General features: G+C 68.9%; 22 protein-coding genes. 10 read left to right on the forward strand and 12 right to left on the reverse strand.

Annotated features, from left to right (window positions below):
* The first annotated feature begins 69 nt into the window (after window positions 1-69).
* Window positions 70-867, forward strand: coding sequence for a hypothetical protein (locus JK358_RS06225; protein ID WP_201944687.1), 798 nt, complete (start codon window positions 70-72; stop codon window positions 865-867).
* On the opposite strand, the gene JK358_RS06230 is transcribed toward JK358_RS06225, so the two are convergent.
* A complete protein-coding gene (locus JK358_RS06230; RefSeq protein ID WP_201944689.1) occupies window positions 845-2,308 on the reverse strand; it encodes an MFS transporter in 1,464 nt (487 codons plus the stop codon). The two genes, JK358_RS06225 and JK358_RS06230, sit on opposite strands and share 23 nt — an antisense overlap.
* A 119-nt stretch (window positions 2,309-2,427) precedes the next feature.
* Here JK358_RS06230 and JK358_RS06235 point away from each other — a divergent pair, with 119 nt between their 5' ends.
* Window positions 2,428-3,096, forward strand: a complete 669-nt coding sequence (locus JK358_RS06235) for a TetR/AcrR family transcriptional regulator (RefSeq protein WP_201944691.1) — start codon at window positions 2,428-2,430, stop codon at window positions 3,094-3,096.
* Between the two features lie 42 nt (window positions 3,097-3,138).
* Here JK358_RS06235 and JK358_RS06240 read toward each other — a convergent pair whose 3' ends face one another.
* Window positions 3,139-3,606: a VOC family protein gene (locus JK358_RS06240; RefSeq protein ID WP_201944693.1), complete on the reverse strand. Its 468-nt coding sequence runs from the start codon at window positions 3,604-3,606 to the stop codon at window positions 3,139-3,141.
* A gap of 109 nt (window positions 3,607-3,715) precedes the next feature.
* On the opposite strand from JK358_RS06240, the gene JK358_RS06245 reads away from it, so the two are divergent.
* Both JK358_RS06245 and JK358_RS06250 read left to right on the forward strand, forming a co-directional pair.
* The gene (locus JK358_RS06245; RefSeq protein ID WP_307817332.1) at window positions 3,716-4,729 is read left to right on the forward strand and encodes a helix-turn-helix transcriptional regulator; all 1,014 of its coding nucleotides are present in this window, start codon (window positions 3,716-3,718) and stop codon (window positions 4,727-4,729) included.
* Window positions 4,730-4,967: 238 nt separating this feature from the next.
* Window positions 4,968-5,744, forward strand: coding sequence for a VOC family protein (locus JK358_RS06250; protein WP_201944695.1), 777 nt, complete (start codon window positions 4,968-4,970; stop codon window positions 5,742-5,744).
* A gap of 23 nt (window positions 5,745-5,767) precedes the next feature.
* Here the strand turns inward: JK358_RS06250 and JK358_RS06255 are convergent, their stop codons facing one another.
* The 8 genes from JK358_RS06255 to JK358_RS06290 form a co-directional block, all read right to left on the reverse strand.
* Window positions 5,768-6,175, reverse strand: a complete 408-nt coding sequence (locus tag JK358_RS06255) for a YchJ family protein (RefSeq protein WP_201944697.1) — start codon at window positions 6,173-6,175, stop codon at window positions 5,768-5,770.
* A gap of 16 nt (window positions 6,176-6,191) precedes the next feature.
* The gene (locus JK358_RS06260) at window positions 6,192-6,464 is read right to left on the reverse strand and encodes a hypothetical protein (RefSeq protein WP_201944698.1); all 273 of its coding nucleotides are present in this window, start codon (window positions 6,462-6,464) and stop codon (window positions 6,192-6,194) included.
* Between the two features lie 120 nt (window positions 6,465-6,584).
* The gene (locus JK358_RS06265; protein WP_201944701.1) at window positions 6,585-7,253 is read right to left on the reverse strand and encodes an O-methyltransferase; all 669 of its coding nucleotides are present in this window, start codon (window positions 7,251-7,253) and stop codon (window positions 6,585-6,587) included.
* Between the two features lie 82 nt (window positions 7,254-7,335).
* Window positions 7,336-9,057, reverse strand: coding sequence for an urease subunit alpha (locus tag JK358_RS06270; protein WP_201944703.1), 1,722 nt, complete (start codon window positions 9,055-9,057; stop codon window positions 7,336-7,338).
* A complete protein-coding gene (locus JK358_RS06275) occupies window positions 9,057-9,368 on the reverse strand; it encodes an urease subunit beta (RefSeq protein WP_201944705.1) in 312 nt (103 codons plus the stop codon). Before JK358_RS06275 ends, JK358_RS06270 begins: the two co-directional genes overlap by 1 nt.
* Window positions 9,369-9,372: 4 nt before the next feature.
* A complete protein-coding gene (locus JK358_RS06280; protein WP_201944707.1) occupies window positions 9,373-9,675 on the reverse strand; it encodes an urease subunit gamma in 303 nt (100 codons plus the stop codon).
* 93 nt (window positions 9,676-9,768) lie between these two features.
* Window positions 9,769-10,215 carry a PaaI family thioesterase gene (locus tag JK358_RS06285; RefSeq protein WP_201944710.1) on the reverse strand — a complete coding sequence of 149 codons (447 nt, stop codon included), beginning with the start codon at window positions 10,213-10,215 and terminating at the stop codon, window positions 9,769-9,771.
* Window positions 10,216-10,359: 144 nt separating this feature from the next.
* Window positions 10,360-10,950: a hypothetical protein gene (locus JK358_RS06290; RefSeq protein ID WP_232850825.1), complete on the reverse strand. Its 591-nt coding sequence runs from the start codon at window positions 10,948-10,950 to the stop codon at window positions 10,360-10,362.
* A 233-nt stretch (window positions 10,951-11,183) separates the two neighbouring features.
* Between JK358_RS06290 and JK358_RS06295 the strand changes: the two genes are divergently transcribed.
* The 6 genes from JK358_RS06295 (at window position 11,184) to JK358_RS06320 (ending at window position 17,128) form a co-directional block, all read left to right on the forward strand.
* Window positions 11,184-12,221 (forward strand): FecCD family ABC transporter permease, encoded by a 1,038-nt coding sequence (locus JK358_RS06295; RefSeq protein ID WP_201944714.1) that lies wholly within the window; start codon window positions 11,184-11,186, stop codon window positions 12,219-12,221.
* A complete protein-coding gene (locus JK358_RS06300) occupies window positions 12,218-13,321 on the forward strand; it encodes a FecCD family ABC transporter permease (protein WP_307817333.1) in 1,104 nt (367 codons plus the stop codon). Before JK358_RS06295 ends, JK358_RS06300 begins: the two co-directional genes overlap by 4 nt.
* On the forward strand, window positions 13,318-14,160 hold the full coding sequence (locus tag JK358_RS06305; RefSeq protein WP_201944715.1) for an ABC transporter ATP-binding protein: 843 nt from the start codon (window positions 13,318-13,320) through the stop codon (window positions 14,158-14,160). Before JK358_RS06300 ends, JK358_RS06305 begins: the two co-directional genes overlap by 4 nt.
* A gap of 101 nt (window positions 14,161-14,261) precedes the next feature.
* Complete coding sequence (locus JK358_RS06310; RefSeq protein WP_201944717.1) at window positions 14,262-14,663, forward strand: BlaI/MecI/CopY family transcriptional regulator; 402 nt, start codon at window positions 14,262-14,264, stop codon at window positions 14,661-14,663.
* Between the two features lie 43 nt (window positions 14,664-14,706).
* Entirely contained in the window at window positions 14,707-15,648 is a 942-nt protein-coding gene (locus tag JK358_RS06315) for a M56 family metallopeptidase (RefSeq protein WP_201944719.1), read from the forward strand.
* On the forward strand, window positions 15,641-17,128 hold the full coding sequence (locus tag JK358_RS06320; RefSeq protein ID WP_201944721.1) for a DEAD/DEAH box helicase: 1,488 nt from the start codon (window positions 15,641-15,643) through the stop codon (window positions 17,126-17,128). Before JK358_RS06315 ends, JK358_RS06320 begins: the two co-directional genes overlap by 8 nt.
* Window positions 17,129-17,244: 116 nt before the next feature.
* On the opposite strand, the gene JK358_RS40275 is transcribed toward JK358_RS06320, so the two are convergent.
* Both JK358_RS40275 and JK358_RS06330 read right to left on the reverse strand, forming a co-directional pair.
* Window positions 17,245-18,024 carry a helix-turn-helix domain-containing protein gene (locus JK358_RS40275; protein WP_201944723.1) on the reverse strand — a complete coding sequence of 260 codons (780 nt, stop codon included), beginning with the start codon at window positions 18,022-18,024 and terminating at the stop codon, window positions 17,245-17,247.
* A gap of 156 nt (window positions 18,025-18,180) precedes the next feature.
* Entirely contained in the window at window positions 18,181-18,942 is a 762-nt protein-coding gene (locus JK358_RS06330) for a hypothetical protein (protein ID WP_201944725.1), read from the reverse strand.
* Between the last annotated feature and the right edge of the window lie 93 nt (window positions 18,943-19,035).

The raw sequence follows: 19,035 nt of genomic DNA on the forward strand, positions 1-19,035 counted from the left end.
GGGAAATACCCTGGGCGTCACCCGCATCCCGATCGAGGATGGGGGCGATGTTTCGGGGGAAGGAAGAAGATGTCGACGCAGACACCGGATCGGCGGGCGGAGCAGCCCGCGCCGCAACCGGTTTCGATCGCGGGCTGGGTGGCCCGGGCGATCGCGGTGGTGATCCTGCTGCCGCCGCGGCTGGTGTGGGAGGGATTGACATTCCTGTGGCGGGCGGTGGAGTTCGCCGGGCGGATGATCGCGGCGGGGCTGCGTTACCTCCGCGACCGAATTCTTGTGCCCGCCGGAAAATTGTTCTGGTACTGGGTGATACGGCCCGCATGGATCGTCCTCAGGGATTACCTGTGGGGCCTGCTGATCGTGCGGCTGCTGTGGCGAACCATCCTGACGCCCCTGGGCGCACTGATCCGCGACTTCCTGCTGCAACCCCTGTGGCGATATCTGCTGCGGCCGATCGGGATCGGCGTACTGTGGCTGGGCCGGTGGATCGAGCGCTGGATCATCGATCCGATCGTGCGCGGAACAGCAGCCGTGGCCCGAGCCCTCGGCGCGGCCGTGGAATTCCTGGCCCGCTGGCTGATCGGATGGCCCGCGAGACAACTGTGGCGCTGGGTTCTGCATCCGCTGGTACGGCTGGTGGCCGCCGCGGCGGCAATCGGCTGGCAGGGAGCCGCCTACGTGGTCGGCCTCCTCGTGGTGACACCCTGCCGCCGGCTCTACCGCACGGTGCTGCGGCCCGCCGGAGTCCTGGCCGCCCGCGTCTGGACGGTCACCGTGCGCCAACCCATGCGCTGGGTCCGCCTGAAGGTGCTCGCGCCCATGAACAGGTGGGCGGCCGATGCCATCAAGCTCGTGTTCGGCCGCTGACCGCCGCCACCACGGCCATGAGCGCGAGCAGTACCGCACCCGTGGTGGTGGCGACATGCATTCCGGTGACGAAGGATTCGCGCGCCGAGTCGATCAGCGCGGTGTCGCCACCGGCGTGCAGGATGGTCTCGCCCAGCGTCGGCCCGTAGTCGCCGCCGGACCGGAACACCAGTGCCGCAAGGGATCCCAGCAGCGCCAGCCCCAGCCCGTTGCCGAGTTCGAAACTGGTCTCGGAGATGCCGACCGCCGAACCGGCGCGTTCGGCGGGCACCGAGGACACCGCGACCTCGGACACGAGGGTGAAGGCGGTGCCGAAGCCCGCGCCCGCCACCACGGATCCGGCGATGTACCAACCGATTCCGCCGTCCACGCCGACGCCGAGCAGCATGAGGTTGCCCGCCGCCGCCATGCCCAGCGCGAGCACGAAGGCGGTGCGCGTGCCGAGGCGATGGCCGATGCGCGCACCGGTCATGGAGAAGCCGAACACCACGACCGCCATCGGAATCCCGAGCAGCGCCGACTGCAGGGCGTCGCGGCCGGTCACCGACTGCAGGTACATGCTGGTCAGGTAGCTCATACCGGCCAGCGCCAGCATGCCGACGGTGCTGGACCCGATGGCCACCGAGAACAGTCCGCGCCGGAACAGGCTCAGATCCAGCAGCGGTTCGTCCAGCGTGCGCTGACGGCGGATGAACGCGGTCAGCAGCAGCACGCCGAGGACGCCGATACCGATGGCCGGGGCGTCGAAACCTTCGGTGGCGCAATGCTTGATCGCGTACACGATGGGCAGGATGCCGCCGATGGACAGCGCCACGCTCGGCAGATCCAGCGGCCCGCGCCCCGCCGCGCGATGCTCGGGCAGCAGCAGCGGTCCGAAGACCAGCAGCACCAGCAGCACCGGCGTATTGATCAGGAAGACCGACCCCCACCAGAAGTGGTGCAGCAGAACGCCGCCGATGATCGGCCCGACCGCCGACCCGCCCGCGAAGAACGCCGTCCACACGCCGATGGCGGTGGCGCGCGCCTTGGCCTCGGGGAACAGCGTCGAGATGAGCGCCAGGCTGGAGGGCAGCAGCGTCGCGCCGCCGACGCCCATGAGCGCCCGCGCCGCGATCAGCACGCCCGCGCTCGGCGCGAACGCGGCCAGGATCGAGGCCAGCCCGAAGATGGTCGCACCGGCGAGCAGAATATTGCGCCGCCCGATCCGGTCGCCCAGATTGCCCATGGTGATGAGCAATCCGGCGATCATGAATCCGTAGATGTCGAGAATCCACAGCTGCTCGGTGGCGGAGGGATCCAGATGTTCGGTGAGGGTGGGCATGGCCAGGTACAGCACCGACATGTCCATGGACACCAGCAGCACCGGCAGCAGCAGGACGGACAATCCGGCCCAGGCACGGCGGGGCGTCAGCGCGGGGGTGCGCGCGAGAGTGCTTGTCATCACCTATCCTCTGGCCTGGTTCCGGGTATGTCTCTGAACGAGAAAGCGCGCGTACGGCGTACGCGCGAACCGGAGTACAGTGTACGCACGCCGCCGCGGGAAAGGGAAGAAAACATCCGATGACCGAGGCCAAGCTCACTCGGGCCACCATTGTGGCGACGGCGATCACCCTCGCCGACGAATCCGGACTCGACGCCCTGTCCATGCGCCGCATCGCCGACCGGCTCGACGTCGGAGCCATGTCGCTGTACCGGCACATCCCCAACAAGGACAGCCTGCTGGCCGCCATGACCGACGAGGTGTCGCGCCGCAACGCCTACCCGCCCGCCGACGGCCGGAACTGGACCTGGCGCGACCGCGTCCGCATCGCCGCCGAGATCGATTGGCGGCTGTATCAGGAACATCCGTGGGTGCTGTTCACCTTCGCCGTGCCGCGCTACAACTTCGGCGAGCACAGCCTCATCGTGCTGGCCTGGCTCGTGGAAGGCTTCGGTGAACTCGGCGTCGACGCCCGCGAAGCCACCCGCATGTCACTGTCGGTGTGGAGCTATATCGCCGGCGTCGCCCTGCAGGAGGTCAGCGCCCGGCTGCTCGAGCAGAAGGACACCGACACCGACGAACGCTCCGGCCTCACCGCCCTGCTCGACGGCGACCCGCGCTGGCCCGTCCCGGCCGCCCTCGAATGCCTCAACGGCACCCGCGACCTCGACCTGCTGGACCCCGCCCACCTGCTCGACACCGGACTGGCCGCCCTCTGCGACGGCTTCGAGGCCCGCGCCCGGCGCTGACATCTGTTCGACGGCAACGCCTTCGGCGCGGGTCACCCGAATTCAGGCCGGGGCGTACTCGGCCGCGACATCGAGAATCCAGGTGATGCCGAAACGATCGCGCAGCATCCCGAAACCAGGCGCCCACGGGGCCGGACCGAAGTCCTCGATGATGCTCGCGCCGGCGCGGAGCCGCGCCCACAGTGCGCGCACCTCCTCGACGGTGTCACCGCGCACCGAGAGGAAGAACGGCTCCGTGGTGACGGTCGTGCCGTTCTCGCGACGGGTCGTGGGCGCGGCCGCCGAGACCGCGGCACTCGCTCCCGGGACGTCGTAGGCCATGACCCGGAAACCGTTGTCCGCGACGACCTGTCCGAACACCACCCGCGCGGCGTCCGGCAGTTCGGCGGGCATTCCGAAGTCGCCGTAGGTGGCGATGGTGGTCCGGCCGCCGAACACCGACTCGTAGAACGCCAGAGCCGCGCGGGCCTGACCGTGGAAGTTCAGGTGGGCGACAGTAGTGACCGACACGATGATCCGATTCCCTTCGCAGGTGATCCGCCGGAGGATCCCGGCGACCACGCCACACTGACAGCAGTACCGGTCAGGGAATGTCCGCTATTCGTGGCAGCCTGAATTCGTGCCCACCGCATCGTCGACAGTGACCTCCCGACGGCTGCTCTCGCTGCTGTCGCTGCTGCAGATCCGCCGGGACTGGCCCGGAACGCTGCTCGCCCAGCGACTGGAGGTGAGCGAACGGACCGTGCGCCGCGATATCGATCGGCTGCGCGAGCTCGGCTATCCCGTCCAGGCGGTGAAAGGTCCCGAGGGCGGGTATCGGCTGGAGGCGGGCCGCGAACTGCCGCCGCTGCTGTTCGACGACGACCAGGCCGTCGCACTCGCGGTGGCATTGCGGATCGCGGTCGGGACCGGAGCGGGTATCGAGGAGGCCGCCGCACGCGCGCTGGCCACCGTGCGGCAGGTGCTGCCGGCCCGCCTGCGGCAGCGCGTCGACGCGCTCGCGGTGACCGCGGCCGAATCGGCCGGGCGCGGCGGCGATCCGCAGGCCGACACCGCGGTGCTGTTGACGCTGAGCGCGGCCGTCCGCAGCGCGGAGGAGGTGCGATTCGACTATCGGGCGGCCGGGCCGGATGACGGCGAGTCGCGGCCCGCGCGGCGCGTGCAGCCGCATCATCTCGTCGCCCGGGGCGGACGCTGGTATCTGATCGGATGGGATGCCGCACACCAGGATTGGCGTATCTACCGGGCCGATCGGATCACGCCCCGCATCCCCAACGGGCCACGCTTCACCCCGCGCCGGGTGCCCGGTGGTGATGTCGCCGCGTTCCTGTCGGCGCGATTCAAAGGCTCCGACAGCGTGGACGCCTGGCCCTGCCGCGCAGAGGTGATACTGGACCTCCCCGCCGCACAGGTGGCCCCGTTCGCCGCGGACGGCATCGTCGAGGAAATCGGCCCCGCCCGAACCAAACTGGTGACCGGCTCCTGGTCCTGGCCCGCCCTCGCCGCCACGCTGGCGCGCTTCGACACCGAGATCGAGATCATCAGCCCGGACGCGCTACGCGACGCCTTCGCCGCACTCTCCCGGCGCGCCGCACGCGCAGCGGGAGCGGCAGGAGCCACAGCAGCCGAGTGAGCCCGGCCCCACACGAGCCCACCAGCGTACGAGTGACCAGCACACGAGCCACCGGCGCACAGGGCGCACGGCACAGGGCACAGGGCACAGCGGATCCTCGTGGTAAACGCTACGGCGGCACCGATTTCCGTCTGCGGCGATGAATTCCGCGACCGCACCTCGTCTACCCGAGTGCACGGGCCGCCACCCCGCGATTTCGCGTGCGTGGCATCCGTCCCGAACGACGAGGAGATGATCAATGCCCGCCGATTTCACCCCTGGCGCACCCTGCTGGTTCGACGTCACCGCCCCCGATATCCCGGCCGCCGCCGACTTCTATACCGGGCTGTTCGGCTGGAGCGCCGTCGACACCGGACCCGACTCCCACCACTACACGCTGCTCCTGCAGGACGGGCACCGCGTCGCGGGCGTCGCCGCGGCCACCACGCCCGACGGTGTCGTCAAACCGGCGTTGTGGCTGCCGTACTTCGCGGTCGCGGACGCCGAAACCACCACGGCCACAGCCGTTCACACGGGCGCGGGCGTTTTCGTGGGACCGACCGAGGTGCCCGGGGAACTCGTGTTCGCCATCCTCACCGATCCGGACGGCGCGCCCTACGGTCTCGCTCAGCTGCTCGCGCATCCGGGCACCGAACGCTGGGGCGAGGTGGACAACCCCTGCTGGGTCGAATACGGTGCCGCCCGCACGCCGTCGGAGGCGATGGCGCACTATGCCGAGATCTTCGGCTGGCAGTACGGCAACGCCGCCTGGGAGACCGCCGCAGTGAACCCCTATCAGGCGCTGTCCGTGGATCCGGGCCGGGAATTCGGCGGCGCGCACATCGCCGTCCCCGGCGAACCCGCGCCCTACTGGTCGATGAGCATCCGCGTCGCCGGGGTCGATGAAACAGTGTCGCGCGCAATCGAACTCGGCGGGAAGGTGCTGAAGGAACCCGAGGATCTGCCCGGCCCGTCCCGATTGGCGGTTCTCGCCGATCCCGCGGGCGCGGGATTCGCGGTCATGTCCGTCGGCTGATCAGGGCCGCCCGGTCGGCGCGGTCAGGGTTCGATCACGCCGTCGAGGTAGACCCAGGCGCCGTTGTCGCGGCGGAAGCGGCTGTTCTCGTGCAGTTCTCCCGCCGCGCCGTGCACCCGGTAGTGGGCGCGGAACTCCACGGTGCCCTCGGTGTGGAAGGGGCCGCCGCCGCTGCCGCCGAGGATGTCGAGGCGCTCCCAGCGCATGGCCGGATCGAAGTCGACGTCGGCGGGGCGGGTGGACGGATCCCAGCTGCGCAGCAGATACGCCTCGTCGTGCATCGCGAAGGCGCTGAAGCGCGATCGCATGAGCTGTTCGGCGGTGGCGGCCTGGACGTCGCCGCGGTGCAGCCGCCCGCAGCAGTCCGTGTAGGCGGCGAGGCCGCACGGGCAGTCCTGCGGCACGGGAGGGTTCTTGCGGCGCTTCGACATGCGCCCATTCTGCGGGCTAGGACGCGGGGTGCGGCACGGTGGGGTGCGGGGTCGCCGCGGCGGAGGTGGCGGGCGTGGGGGTGCTGTCCACGGACTGCGCCGAGGGGTGCTCGGCCTGGAACATGACGACCGCGAGCATGCCGATGGTCGCGAGGATGGCCAGCACCGGAATGCTCACGGCGGGTACGGCGGGCAGGCGGCTGAGCAGGTTGGTGGCGGGCGCGCTCTCCTGGTCCTTCGGTGCCATGAACTGCGGCGGCGGGAAGCTGGGGCCGTACGGGTCGCTCATTGCATCGACCGTATGCCGCAAGTTTGCTACCGACAAACCAGTCCGCGTCGCCAGTACCCACAGCGGGCCGACCCGGCATCGAACTACCAGGTCAGCCACTATCAGTGAGCTATAACACCGCTACTCGTCGCCGATAACCACCGCGTAGGCGAACCCGTCCCAGCCTTTGCTGCCGACGGTCTGCAGCACGGTCGCGTCCACACGCGGTTCGGCCGCGAGCAATTCGATCACCTCGCGACTGGCCCGAATCGCCGGATCGGCGCTCTCGGCATCGGCGACCCCGCCGTTGCGCACCACATTGTCGACGACGATCACCGACCCCGGCCGGGTCAGCCGCAGCGCCCACTGCACGTAGTTGGCATTGTTGACCTTGTCGGCGTCGATGAACACCAGATCGAACGGCTCCGGGTTCGCCGCGGCCAGCTCCGGCAGATTGTCCAGCGCGGCACCCACGCGAATCTCGACCCGGTCACCCACCCCGGCCCGATCCAGGTTCGCCCGAGCGACCTCCGCGTGCCTGGGCTCGTACTCGAAGGTCACCACCTGACCGTTCTTCCCCACGGCCCGCGCCAGCCACGTGGTGCTGTAGCCGCCGAGCGTCCCGATCTCCAGCACCCGGCGCGCCCGCGCGGACTTGGCGATCAGATACAGAAACTTCCCCTGCGGCGGCGACACGTCGATGGCGGGGAGCCCGGCCGCGGCGTTGGCGCGCAGCGTCTCCGAATCCTCGTCTCCGACCACGGTTTCCACGAGATAGCGATCGACATCTGCCCATTCGAAGCTCGTCATGATCGCAGTCTGCCACGCCACGGCGGACGGACCGGGCCGCACGAATCCGTCCGGCCCGGTCATCGACCGCAAATCGCGTTGATCAGAACAGGAAGTAGCGCTGCGCCATGGGCAGTTCGGTGGCGGGCTCCTCGGCCCAGACCTCGCCGTCGATGCGGACGGTGAAGGTGTCGGGGTCGACCTCGATGCGGGGCATGGCGTCGTTGTTGGGCATATGCGCCTTGGTGCGCTTGCGAACGTTGGCCACGGGGACCAGTTTTCGGTTCACGCGCAGGCGATCGGCGAGGCCGTCCTCGATGGCCTGTTCGGAGACGAAGTGGAAGGAGGTGCCCGCCGCGACGATCGGGGACGCGCCGAACATGGGACGCGGAAGGACCGGCTGCGGGGTGGGGATGGAGGCGTTGGCGTCGCCCATGGCGGCCCAGGCGATCATGCCGCCCTTGAGGACCGCGTGCGGGCGGACGCCGAAGAAGGCCGGTTCCCACAGGACCAGGTCCGCGAGCTTGCCGACCTCGATCGAACCGATCTCGTGGTCGAGGCCGTGGGCGACGGCCGGGCAGATGGTGTATTTCGCGATATAGCGCTGGACGCGGTTGTTGTCCGCCGCGCCGTCACCGGGCAGCGGGCCGCGCCGCTTCTTCATGACGTGCGCGGTCTGCCAGGTGCGCATGACGACCTCGCCGATGCGGCCCATGGCCTGGGAATCGCTGCCGATCATGGAGATCGCGCCCATATCGTGCAGCAGATCCTCGGCGGCGATGGTGGACGGGCGGATCCGGCTCTCCGCGAAGGCCAGATCCTCCGGGATGGACGGACTCAGGTGATGGCACACCATGAGCATGTCCAGATGCTCGTCCAGGGTGTTGACGGTGTGCGGGCGGGTCGGGTTGGTCGAGCTGGGCAGCACATTGAGATGTGAAGCGACAGTGATGATGTCGGGTGCGTGCCCGCCGCCCGCGCCCTCGGTGTGATACGAGTGGATGGCCCGGCCCGCGATGGCGGCCAGGGTGTCCTCGACGAAGGCGGCCTCGTTCAGGGTGTCCGAGTGCAGCGCCACCTGCACGCCGGACGCATCGGCGACGGTGAGGCAGGCGTCGATGGCGGCCGGGGTGGTGCCCCAGTCCTCGTGCAGCTTGAAACCGCCTATGCCACCACGCAATTGCTCCCACAGCGCGTCCTGGGACACGGTGTTGCCCTTGCCGAGCAGGACGATGTTCACCGGCCAGGAGTCCAGGGCCTCGAGCATGCGGCCCACATGCCAGGAACCGGGCGTGACCGTGGTGGCCTTGGAGCCCTCGGCCGGGCCGGTGCCGCCGCCGACGAGCGTGGTGATGCCGCCCGCCATGGCCTCGTCGAGCAGCTGCGGGCAGATGAAGTGCACGTGGCAGTCGATCGCGCCCGCGGTGACGATGCGGCCGTTGCCCGCGATGATCTCGGTGGACGGGCCGACCACCAGATCCGGGTGCACGCCGTTCATGGTGTCGGGGTTGCCGGCCTTGCCGATGGCGCAGATGCGGCCGTCGCGAATACCGATGTCGGCCTTGATGATTCCCCAGTGGTCGATGATCACCACACCGGTGATCACGGTGTCCGGGGTGCCTTGGGCGCGGGTGGCGCGGGCCTGGCCCATGGATTCGCGCAGCACCTTGCCGCCGCCGAAGACGGCTTCCTCGCCCGCGAGTCCCGGTCCGCCGCTGCGGTCTTCGGTGATCTCGATGAGAAGGTCGGTGTCCGCCAGGCGAATCCGGTCGCCGACGGTGGGCCCGAACAGTTCGGCGTAGCGGGCGCGGGACAGTTCGGCCATCAGGCATCCAGCTTTCCGGGAGGGGTCAGGCTGATTCCGTGCACTTCGCGGGTCCCGCCCAGGGGCACCAGCGAAACCCGCTGGCCCAGACCGGGTTCGAAACGCACGGCAGTACCCGCCGGGATGTCGAGGCGGCGACCGTGGGCGGCCGCGCGATCGAATTCCAGGGCCGGGTTCGCCTGCGGGAAGTGCACGTGCGAGCCGACCTGCACGGGCCGGTCACCGGTGTTCACGACATCGAGTTCGATGCGGTCCGCACCCGCGTTGATCTCGACAGTGCCTTCGGCACACAGGTATTCGCCAGGAATCATCGCGTCAGCCGATCGGGTGGTGGACGGTGACGAGCTTGGTGCCGTCCGGGAAGGTGGCCTCGATCTGGACGTCGTGGATCATCTCCGGCACGCCGTCCATCACATCGGCGCGCGTGAGCACCGTGCGCCCGGACGTCATGAGCTCGGCGACCGTCCGCCCGTCCCGGGCGCCCTCGAGCACGTGATCGGTGATGATCGCGATGGCCTCGGGGTGATTGAGTTTGAGCCCGCGGGCCTGCCGTCGCCGGGCCAGTTCGGCCGCGTAGCTCAGCAGCAGGCGTTCCTGCTCGTGCGGCGTCAGTCGCATGCGGGCTCCTCGTCGACGGGGGTCTCATGGCCTCCGGCAGAGACCGTCGGTCATTTTGGCACGACGCGCATTACCCCCATGTTTCGTCCGAGGTCAGTTCTGCGCGTACATGTTCTGCAGTCGCACCTGCCCGCGCGCGACGGTGCGATCCTGCTCGTCGGTGATCACCACCAGCCACAGCTGCTGCGAGCGTCCCCGGTGCACCGGCGTGGCGACGCCGCGCAGTTTGCCCTCGCGGACCGCGCGCAGGAAGTCGGTGTTGTTGTTGACGCCGACGACATTGCCCTTCTCCCCCAGCCACGCACTGCCCGCGACGCTGGCGAGGGTTTCGATGACGGTGCAGTAGACGCCGCCGTTGACGATGCCGGCGGGCTGGAACTGCTGCGGCGTGACCACCCATTCCGCGGCGACGCTGTCGGCGGTGAGTTCGGTGAACTTCAGGCCGAGCAGATCGGTGAAGGTGCCCTCGCTGAACTTCGTCATCAGTTCCGGGGTCACGTCGGCCAGGGAGCGGATCGACGAAAAGTCAGGCTGAGTCATGGGATCCACAGTGGCATGTTCCGGAAAAAGCAAAGGCGGCGGGCTCCCCAGAAGGGAAGCCCGCCGCCGGCAGTGGATCGGGGGTCACCGCAGCCCTCGGGACTCTCACTCGATCCTCGCGCCGGTTATGAGTGTAGGTCAGGCTTACCTAACAAAGCAAGTCCTCCGGACCGGCAATCCGCGTTCCTCGAGCGCGGCGATCATGGCCTGGCCGCGCCGGGCGCCCTCGATCGAGTTGGTCCGGGCCAGCGCCGGAACATAGGTCGCCGCACCGACGATCGATTCGCCGACCAGAGTCCAGAACCGCCGCTCGCTCAATCCGGCACAGTGCGCCATGGCGTGCTGGATCAGCGACAGCGCGGGCTCACAGCGATGGGCCAGCCAGACATAGAGGGCAGGCTCGCACGGTAGCGCCACCACGCCCGGCTCACCTGCGAGAACATCACCGTCGACCACGCGAATGGTGGTGTCGGCCAAGCCCGCCCAATCGATACCGCCATCATTGTCGGTGTGGATCCACAGATTCTCGAGGCCCGGATCCCACGCCCGGCCCTCGGAAACCAGCAGTGCCATGACGCGGCCGACGACCGCGTGGATGAGCGCGGTCGCCACCACTTCGGCGGCGATATCGGCATTGCTCATCTCCGCGGCGTGCCTGCGGTACATGAGCTCGATGCGGCCTTCCCGGATGCCGTCGGCGAGCCGCCACCAGCGTCGTTTGCCCTGTTCGGCCATGGCGGCACAGGCGTATACCCGCGGGTGATCGGGTTGCAGGGAACGCAGTCTTCCGCACGTCCTTCCGAACGCGATCCGGGAATCGCGAGGCGGGCAAACAGTTACGGGTTCGCGCATCGAACCTCCTCAATCATCGGCTATTCAGGCCACAGGCATTGCCGGGGGGCACGAAAAGATAGGTTAGGCTTACCAGACTTAACGAGCAATCAATGGATCAGGAGTAGTTCGTCACCGTGCCCGTCGTAGTCACCACCAGACGGCGTCGTCTGTTCGGACTTCTCCTTCTCGTCGTTCTCCTGCTGTGCGCACTGGCCGCCAGCATCGCGCTCGGCTCCCGCGCCATCGGCCTGGGCGCCGTGTACGACGCCCTCACCTGCCCCGGCGGACTTCCGCTGACCTGCCCCGCCGACGGCACGGAAGCGCAGATCGTGCGCGAACTGCGGCTTCCCAGAACCGGACTCGCCCTCATCACGGGCCTGGCCCTCGGCATGGCCGGTGCGCTCATCCAGGGCTATACCCGCAATCCGCTCGCGGACGCAGGATTGCTCGGACTCAATGCGGGCGCAGCATTTCTCGCCGCGCTGAGCATCCACCTCTTCGCACTCACCGAACCGGCGCAGTACATCTGGTTCGCGTTCCTCGGCGCGCTCATCGCGGGCGTGGTCGTCTTCGGCATCTCCTCGATCGGCGGCGGCAAGGCCAGCCCGCTCGCGCTGGTGCTCGCGGGCGCGGCCGCCACGGCATTCCTGCAGGCCATGACGAATATCGTGGTGCTGCTCGATATGGACGCGCTCAATACCTATCGGTACTGGGTGGTCGGCGACATCGCCGGGCACGACGCCGCGGTGTTCTGGCAGGTGCTGCCATTCCTCGCGCTCGGCGTGCTGCTGGCCCTCATGGCCGGACCGGGACTCAACCTGCTCGCGCTCGGCGACGACGTGGCGCGCGGACTCGGCGTGAACCTCGGCCGCAGCCGGGCACTCGGCCTGGCGGCCATCGTGCTGCTCGCCGGTGCCGCGACCGCCGCCGTCGGACCGATCGCCTTCCTCGGACTGATCGTGCCGCACCTGGCCCGCGCCGTGACCGGACCCGACAACCGCTGGCTCATCCCCTACGCGGGACTCATCGGCGCGATCACGCTGATCTTCGCCGACACCCTCGGCCGGTTGATCGCGCGGCCCGGGGAACTCCAGGCCGGGTTCACCCTCGCGGTCATCGGTGCGCCGTTCTTCATTCTGCTGGTCCGCCGCCGGAAGCTGGTGAGCCTGTGAGCCTCTCGAAAATCGATCCGCGCCCGGCGCTGATCAAGACCCGGCCCGCGCTGCGGCTGGGCGGATTCTCGACCGTACTGCGCCTGCGCATGGTGCTCATCGTGATCGCGTTCGTCGCGATCCTGCTGGGACTGTTCGCGCTGGATATCGCGGTGGGCGAGTTCAACATCCCGCTGAGCCGGGTCCTGGATGTGCTGGGCGGCGGCGGAACTCGCGCACAGCGGTTCGTGGTCCTGGAGTCACGGCTGCCGCGCGCGCTCACCGCCGTCGTGGTGGGCGCGGCACTCGGACTCGCCGGTGCTGTCGCGCAATCGATCCTGCACAATCCGCTGGCCAGCCCGGACATGCTCGGCATCACCGCCGGAGCCAGCGTCGGTGCGGTCGCGGTGATCGTGGGCGGCGGTGGCGCGGTCACCGGAGTGGTCGCCTCGCTGGGGGTTCCGCTGGCGGCGCTCACCGGTGGGCTGCTCACCGCGGTGCTCATCTACGTCCTGGCCTGGGGGCGCGGCGCGTCCGGCGACGCCGGGGTCATGGGATTCCGGCTGGTGCTCATCGGCATCGGGCTCAACGCACTGCTGCTGGCCGTGGTCACCTGGCTGATCGCACGGGCCTCGCTCATGGACGCTTCGCTGGCGCAGCAGTGGGTCACCGGTTCGCTCAATGCCGCCGACTGGTCCACGCTGGTTCCGGCCGCGATCGGTCTGGGCCTCGCGCTGGCCGTGGCCGCCGGATCCGCCCGCACGCTGGCGGCGCTGCGGCTGGGCACCGACACCGTGCGCGTACTCGGGGTGCGCATGCAGACCCAGCAGGCCATCCTGCTCGGAGCCGCCTGCGCCGCAACAGCTCTCGCCGTGGCGACGGTCGGGCCGCTGGCCTTCATCGGGCTGGCCGCGCCGCAGATCGCCCGGCGGCTGCTGCGCACACCCGGCGAACCGGTCATCGGGTCGGCGCTCGTCGGGGCCATCGCGGTGCTGGGCGCGGATCTGATCTCGCGCACCGTATTCCCCATCGATGTGCCCGTGGGCGTGGTCACCGCTGCGTGCGGTGGACCGTTCCTGCTCTACTTGCTAGTACGCGCGAATCGGAAGGCGACACTGTGACACTCGCTGCGGACCATCAGCATTCGGCCGCCGATCACCGGCTGGGGGCCGAGAACGTCACCCTCGGCTACGGCGAACGCGTCATCGTGGACGGGCTGAGCGTCGACATCCAGCCCGGGGTGATCACCACGGTCATCGGCCCCAACGGCTGCGGCAAGTCGACGCTGCTGCGTTCGCTCGGCCGGCTGCTGCGCCCGCGCGACGGCCGGGTCGTGCTGGACGGCAAGGCCATCTCCACTATGAAGACCAAGGATGTGGCGCGCATCATCGGCATGCTGCCGCAGACGCCCGTCGCGCCGGAGGGGCTGACGGTCGCCGATCTCGTCGCGCGCGGACGGCATCCGCATCAGTCGTGGCTGCGGCAGTGGTCCGCGGACGACGAGACCGAAGTCGCGACCGCGCTCGAGCAGACCGGCATCGAGGATCTCGCCGACCGGACCCTGGACGAACTGTCCGGCGGCCAGCGCCAGCGCGCCTGGATCTCCATGGCGCTGGCGCAGGGCACCGACATCCTGCTGCTGGACGAGCCCACCACCTACCTGGACCTCGCGCATTCGCTCGAGGTGCTCGACCTGGTGGATCGCCTGCACTGCGACTACGGGCGCACGGTCGTCATGGTCCTGCACGATCTGAACCTGGCCATCCGCTACAGCGATCAGCTGATCGTCATGCGCGACGGCCGCATCCTGGCGCAGGGCACCCCGTCCGACATCATCACGGCTGAGTTGTTGCTCGAGGTTTTCGGTCTGCGGGCTCACGTGCTGGAGGACCCGGTCTCGGATCGACCGATGATCGTGCCCATCGGCACCCGCCATGTGCACGCGGATCTGGGCCTCTGATACCCCGGTCACGGGGGCTATGACGAATCCCACACCAGCAACCACGTGGTTACGACGACCTGTAGTACGCATTCCTGTCGGAGTCTCCGTAAACTTGTGGGATGGCAGGTCTTGGTGAACTCGAAAAAGCGGTCATGGACCAGTTGTGGTCGGCCGATGAACCTCAAACGGTGCGGCAGGTCCATGAGGCCCTCGCCGAGCGCCGCGAGCTCGCCTACACCACGGTGATGACCGTTCTGCAGCGTCTCGCGAAGAAGAATCTGGTCGTCCAGCAGCGCGATGACCGCGCCCACCGGTACGCGCCCGTGCACACCCGCGACGAATTGGTCGCGAGCCTCATGGTCGACGCACTGCAGCAGGCCGATGAAGTCGGGAGCCGCCGGGCGGCGCTGGTGCACTTCGTGGAACAGGTCGGAGCCGATGAGGCTGCCGCTCTGCGCGATGCACTCGCTAAGCTCGAAGCCACCGAGGCGTCACGCAAGGATTCGAAAGACTCCAAGTAGCTGTACCCTCGGCCCTGACCGCCACAACGCAGTGAGCTGAGGAATGGACGTAACAGCACCGGTATTCGCCGGTCTCGCCCTGTTTTTGGCGGGACCGGCCCCGGCGCTGCTCGCGCGCGCCAAGTGGCCCTACCGCAGTCCCCGTGCCGCGCTCGTCCTCTGGCAGGCCGTGGCGCTGGCCGCGGTGCTGTCCGCGTTCGGATCCGGGCTGGCCATCGCGAGCCGGCTGCTGGTGCCCGGACCGGACGGCCGGCCCACCACCACGCCCAGCCAGGAGATCGACGTCATCGGGCTGCCGCTGTGGCTCGCCTACGTCACGGTCTTCGCGCTCACCCTGCTCATCGGCGGGCGGCTGATCTGGTCGGTGATCCGGGTCGGCATCCACACCCGCCGTCGCCGCGCCCGCCACCGCATGCTGGTCGACCTGCTGGACCAGACCGGGGTGGAACGCAAATCCACTGACATCCGGGTGCTGGCGGCCACCGAGCCCATCGCCTACTGCCTGCCCGGGCTGCGCCGCCGCGTCGTGCTCAGCCAGGGCACCGTCACCAATCTCACCGATGAGGAGTTGACCGCGATCGTCAGCCACGAGCGCTCGCACCTGCGGGCGCGCCACGACCTCGTGCTCGAGGCGTTCACCGCGGCACACGAGGCGTTCCCGCGCGTCGTGCGCTCGAAATCCGCGCTGGATTCGGTGAAGCTGCTGATCGAGCTCCTGGCCGACGACTCCGCGGTGAAGGTCACCGGGCCCACTCCCCTGGCCCGCGCCCTCGTCGCCTGCTCCAATTCGCCTGCGCCGCAGGGCGCGATGGCCGTGGGCGGCCCCACCACGCTCATCCGCATCCAGCGGCTGGCGGGCCCGATCGGCGATATTCGCGTCGCCGCCGCCGCGTATCTCGCCTCGGCCGCGATCCTGGTCGTGCCCACCCTCGCGGTGGCGATCCCCTGGCTGGAAGAACTGAGCAGACTGCTACGCGATGCCTGACGCCGACGCTTCCGGCGTGCATCCGAACCCTGTCGAGGGAGGAAAAGCCGTGCCCGCCACCGGGGCCGAGGTCCGATTCGCCGATCTGGGGCTGCCGCCCGTCCTGGTGCAGGCCCTGCGCCGCAACGGGATCGCCGCGCCGTTCCCCATCCAGGCCGCCGTCATTCCGGATATCCTCGCCGGTCACGATGTATTGGGCCGGGCCGCAACGGGTTCGGGCAAGACCCTCGCCTTCGGTCTGCCGATGCTGGTGCGGCTCAAGGGCGCACCGTCGACGCCGGGTAAGCCGCGCGGCGTCATTCTCGCTCCCACCCGTGAACTGGCCATTCAGATCGAATCCGCGCTGGATGAACCGTCCCTGTCACTCGGGCTGCGCCTCGCTTCCGCGGTCGGCGGTCTGCCGATCAAGAAGCAGGAAGAGCGGTTGGCGCGCGGTGTGGATGTCCTCATCGCGACCCCGGGCCGCCTCACCGACCTCATCGGGCGCAAAGCCGCCGATTTGTCCCATGTGCAGGTGGTGACGGTCGACGAGGCCGACCATATGGCCGAACTCGGCTTCCTGCCGCAGCTCACCGCCGTCCTCAATCGGGTGCCTGCCGAAGCCCAAAAGCTGCTGTTCTCGGCCACATTGGACGACACGGTGGAAACGGTGGTGCAGCGCTATCTGCGCACGCCGATCGAGCATGCGATCGGTGCCGCGCCCGCCCCGGCCGGGACAGACGGCGACCTGGCGGCACCGAGCGCCGACCTCGCCACGACCACAGCCGACAGCGAGGCGGGCGTGGACGGCCGCGGGACCGCGGTCCCGTCGATCGAGCACTACGTGCTGCACATTCGCCGCACCGACAAGCGCACCATCGTGACGGAGATCGCGGCGCGGCAGGGCCGGACGCTGTTGTTCGTCCGCACGCAGTACGCGGCGGAGAAGCTGGCGGTCCGGCTCCGGGAAGCCGGTGTCGCGGCCGTCGCCCTGCACGGCGGCAAGGCGCAGAACCAGCGCAACCGCACCCTGGCGGCATTCACCGACGGCACCGCGCCCGTCCTGGTGGCCACCGATGTGGCCGCCCGCGGCATCCACGTCGACGACATTTCCCTTGTCGTGCACGTGGATCCGCCCGCCGACCCCAAGGACTACCTGCACCGGACCGGCCGCACCGCACGGGCCGGAGCCTCCGGCACGGTGGTCACCCTCGCCACCCCCGACGATCGTGACGAAATCGCGTACATGGCACGGCAGGCCAGCGTCACACCCACCGATCTCGAAGTCCGCCCCGGCGACCGCCGTCTGGTCGAGATCACCGGCGCACGACGCCCTTCCGGCCGGCCGGTCGCCGATCCCGCCGCCTTCACCACCCCGGAGAAGGACCCACCACCCACGACGCCCTCGCGTACGCGCCCCCTCCCGCGCGGCCAGAGCCGCCCGCACAACAAGAAGCGCAAACCGGGCGCGAAGAGCAAGCCGCACCGTCCGACCCACTGACCAGTCTCGGCTCGCCCGACCCCACCGACACGCCCGGCAATCAGTGGCGAATCGCACTCGGCCGAACCACCCACCCACTCCCAGCTACCCACTGGCTATCAGATCGCCTCCTCCACTCAGGATGGCGCGGGCAGCAGAATCTGCGAGACCAGCCAGCCCGGATACGCCCCGGACTGCACCATGCCGGTCTGCACGAGAACCGTTCGCTCACTGCCGGTTTCGAGATCGCGCAGCCGGATCCGCCAGGCGGGCGGGACCGCGGCCACGGCGCCCTCGGCCCACATCCGCCGGAACTCGGGGTAGCCGCCCAGTTCGTCCAGCAGGTCGGCGAAGACATCCGTCCCCCCGTAGGAGCCCATGGCGAGCCGGAACGCCCGCACGGACAGGGTGGTGTCGGCCCGCCAGTCGACCAGCACCCGCCGGGCGACATCGGCGTCGAACAGCCACCGGAACTCGTTGCCGCACTCCAGCATTCCCGGAAACGCCCGTTCCCACCCGGCATTGCACAACAGCATGTGCCCGCCGACCACACTGAGCGAGGCGGGCAGCGGGCCCTTCAGCAGATCCCGCATCTCAGGGGTGATTGCGGTCCGCATCTCCGCGAGCGACGGAGCCACCGCGACAGTCAACCCCGCGAGTTCCCGCAACTGCCGGCGATCCCCCATCGACAGCCCTTCCACCCGATCGAGATACCGGATGAGCGCCTCGACCACCTCACGGGTGGGAGCGGTCCGCGACCCCTTCTCCAGATGCGTGATGTAGCTGGCGCTCACCCCCGTATTGAAGGCCAGCCGCTCCCGGGACACACCGCGCGAATCACGGATGCGGCGCAGAATCGCGCCGAAGGCCGGAGCCACGGGTTCATCCGCTCGATCATCGATAGATGTATCTGTCACTCCACGTCACCTCCGTTTGCCTAGATGCTGACACGAAACCAAAGAAACCGCAGGTAGGTGAGTTAGGCAACAGTGTTGCGACATGCAAAAATGAGCACACTCAGTGACGACCGAAACACTCCCGCCGATAGCCGCCCTCCGAATTCATGACCCGGATCACAGACATCTGCGGAAGCCCTCACACCGTCCGAAGAACACCGGATAGGCGTCATCGAGAACCTCTACCGCCAGCGTCATCTCCGTCGCCGTTCGCATCACCAGCACCGAACCGCCCCAACTGCTCCCGCGCACGACGATATCGCCCGCGGCACAGTCCAACTCCCATGCGAAGGCTTCATCGCACGTTCCCGCGCGGAACGGCAGCACATACCCGCCGGGTTGCCCCTGTGGGAAAAGCCGTTCGTAGGAATCGAATTCGCGCAGTGGCGCGGTGTAGTAGAACTTCTGCCAGCAACTCTGCTCCACCAGGCCGGTACCGCAGCCGCTGCGCCCCCACGCGAACTCGTAGGCGTCCGGCACGACCACGCCGAACTGGACGAGACCGGCGCGACGATCATTCCACCGCTCGGTGTTCAGGGCGTGGTTGAACAGCCACCACAGGCCCATACTCAGCAGTGATCCGGCGGCGAGAGCCAGTGCGGCACCGCGCATTCCGGCTCTGCGGCTGCGCGGGCGCAGCCACGCCGCACCCGCCAGCATCACGGCGAGCAGTAGCGCGCAGGCGATGACGACCGCCGACTCCTCTTCCGGCCGCACGTGCGGCCGCCCGAATACCGCTACGGCCCAGGGGATTCCCACATACATGGTGGCGCACAGGCACAGCAGGCACGACACGGACATGCCGAAGGCGGCGGCGAATCCGGACGGGCCGTATATCGGATCGGTTTTCTCTTCCGCTTCCCGCGGTAACTCCCCCACGCGCCTATTCTCACTCACCCTGCCCTGTGGTCATCCCGCTGGGTCAAGGTTGAGCGTGGCTACACGCACGGTTTCGAAATTGCTTCTTGTCGG

The organism is Nocardia acididurans, from assembly GCF_016741815.1.
Taxonomy (GTDB): domain Bacteria; phylum Actinomycetota; class Actinomycetes; order Mycobacteriales; family Mycobacteriaceae; genus Nocardia; species Nocardia acididurans.

Coding starts and splice junctions, on each gene's coding strand:
- JK358_RS06230 (WP_201944689.1), bottom strand. CDS start 2,308: ATGACAAGCACTCTCGCGCGCACCCCCGCGCTGACGCCCCGCCGTGCC.
- JK358_RS06275 (WP_201944705.1), bottom strand. CDS start 9,368: ATGATTCCTGGCGAATACCTGTGTGCCGAAGGCACTGTCGAGATCAAC.
- JK358_RS06265 (WP_201944701.1), bottom strand. CDS start 7,253: ATGACGAGCTTCGAATGGGCAGATGTCGATCGCTATCTCGTGGAAACC.
- JK358_RS06285 (WP_201944710.1), bottom strand. CDS start 10,215: ATGACTCAGCCTGACTTTTCGTCGATCCGCTCCCTGGCCGACGTGACC.
- JK358_RS06310 (WP_201944717.1), top strand. CDS start 14,262: ATGGCAGGTCTTGGTGAACTCGAAAAAGCGGTCATGGACCAGTTGTGG.
- JK358_RS06225 (WP_201944687.1), top strand. CDS start 70: ATGTCGACGCAGACACCGGATCGGCGGGCGGAGCAGCCCGCGCCGCAA.
- JK358_RS06235 (WP_201944691.1), top strand. CDS start 2,428: ATGACCGAGGCCAAGCTCACTCGGGCCACCATTGTGGCGACGGCGATC.
- JK358_RS06315 (WP_201944719.1), top strand. CDS start 14,707: ATGGACGTAACAGCACCGGTATTCGCCGGTCTCGCCCTGTTTTTGGCG.
- JK358_RS06280 (WP_201944707.1), bottom strand. CDS start 9,675: ATGCGACTGACGCCGCACGAGCAGGAACGCCTGCTGCTGAGCTACGCG.
- JK358_RS06290 (WP_232850825.1), bottom strand. CDS start 10,950: ATGGCCGAACAGGGCAAACGACGCTGGTGGCGGCTCGCCGACGGCATC.
- JK358_RS06250 (WP_201944695.1), top strand. CDS start 4,968: ATGCCCGCCGATTTCACCCCTGGCGCACCCTGCTGGTTCGACGTCACC.
- JK358_RS06255 (WP_201944697.1), bottom strand. CDS start 6,175: ATGTCGAAGCGCCGCAAGAACCCTCCCGTGCCGCAGGACTGCCCGTGC.
- JK358_RS06270 (WP_201944703.1), bottom strand. CDS start 9,057: ATGGCCGAACTGTCCCGCGCCCGCTACGCCGAACTGTTCGGGCCCACC.
- JK358_RS06320 (WP_201944721.1), top strand. CDS start 15,641: ATGCCTGACGCCGACGCTTCCGGCGTGCATCCGAACCCTGTCGAGGGA.
- JK358_RS06260 (WP_201944698.1), bottom strand. CDS start 6,464: ATGAGCGACCCGTACGGCCCCAGCTTCCCGCCGCCGCAGTTCATGGCA.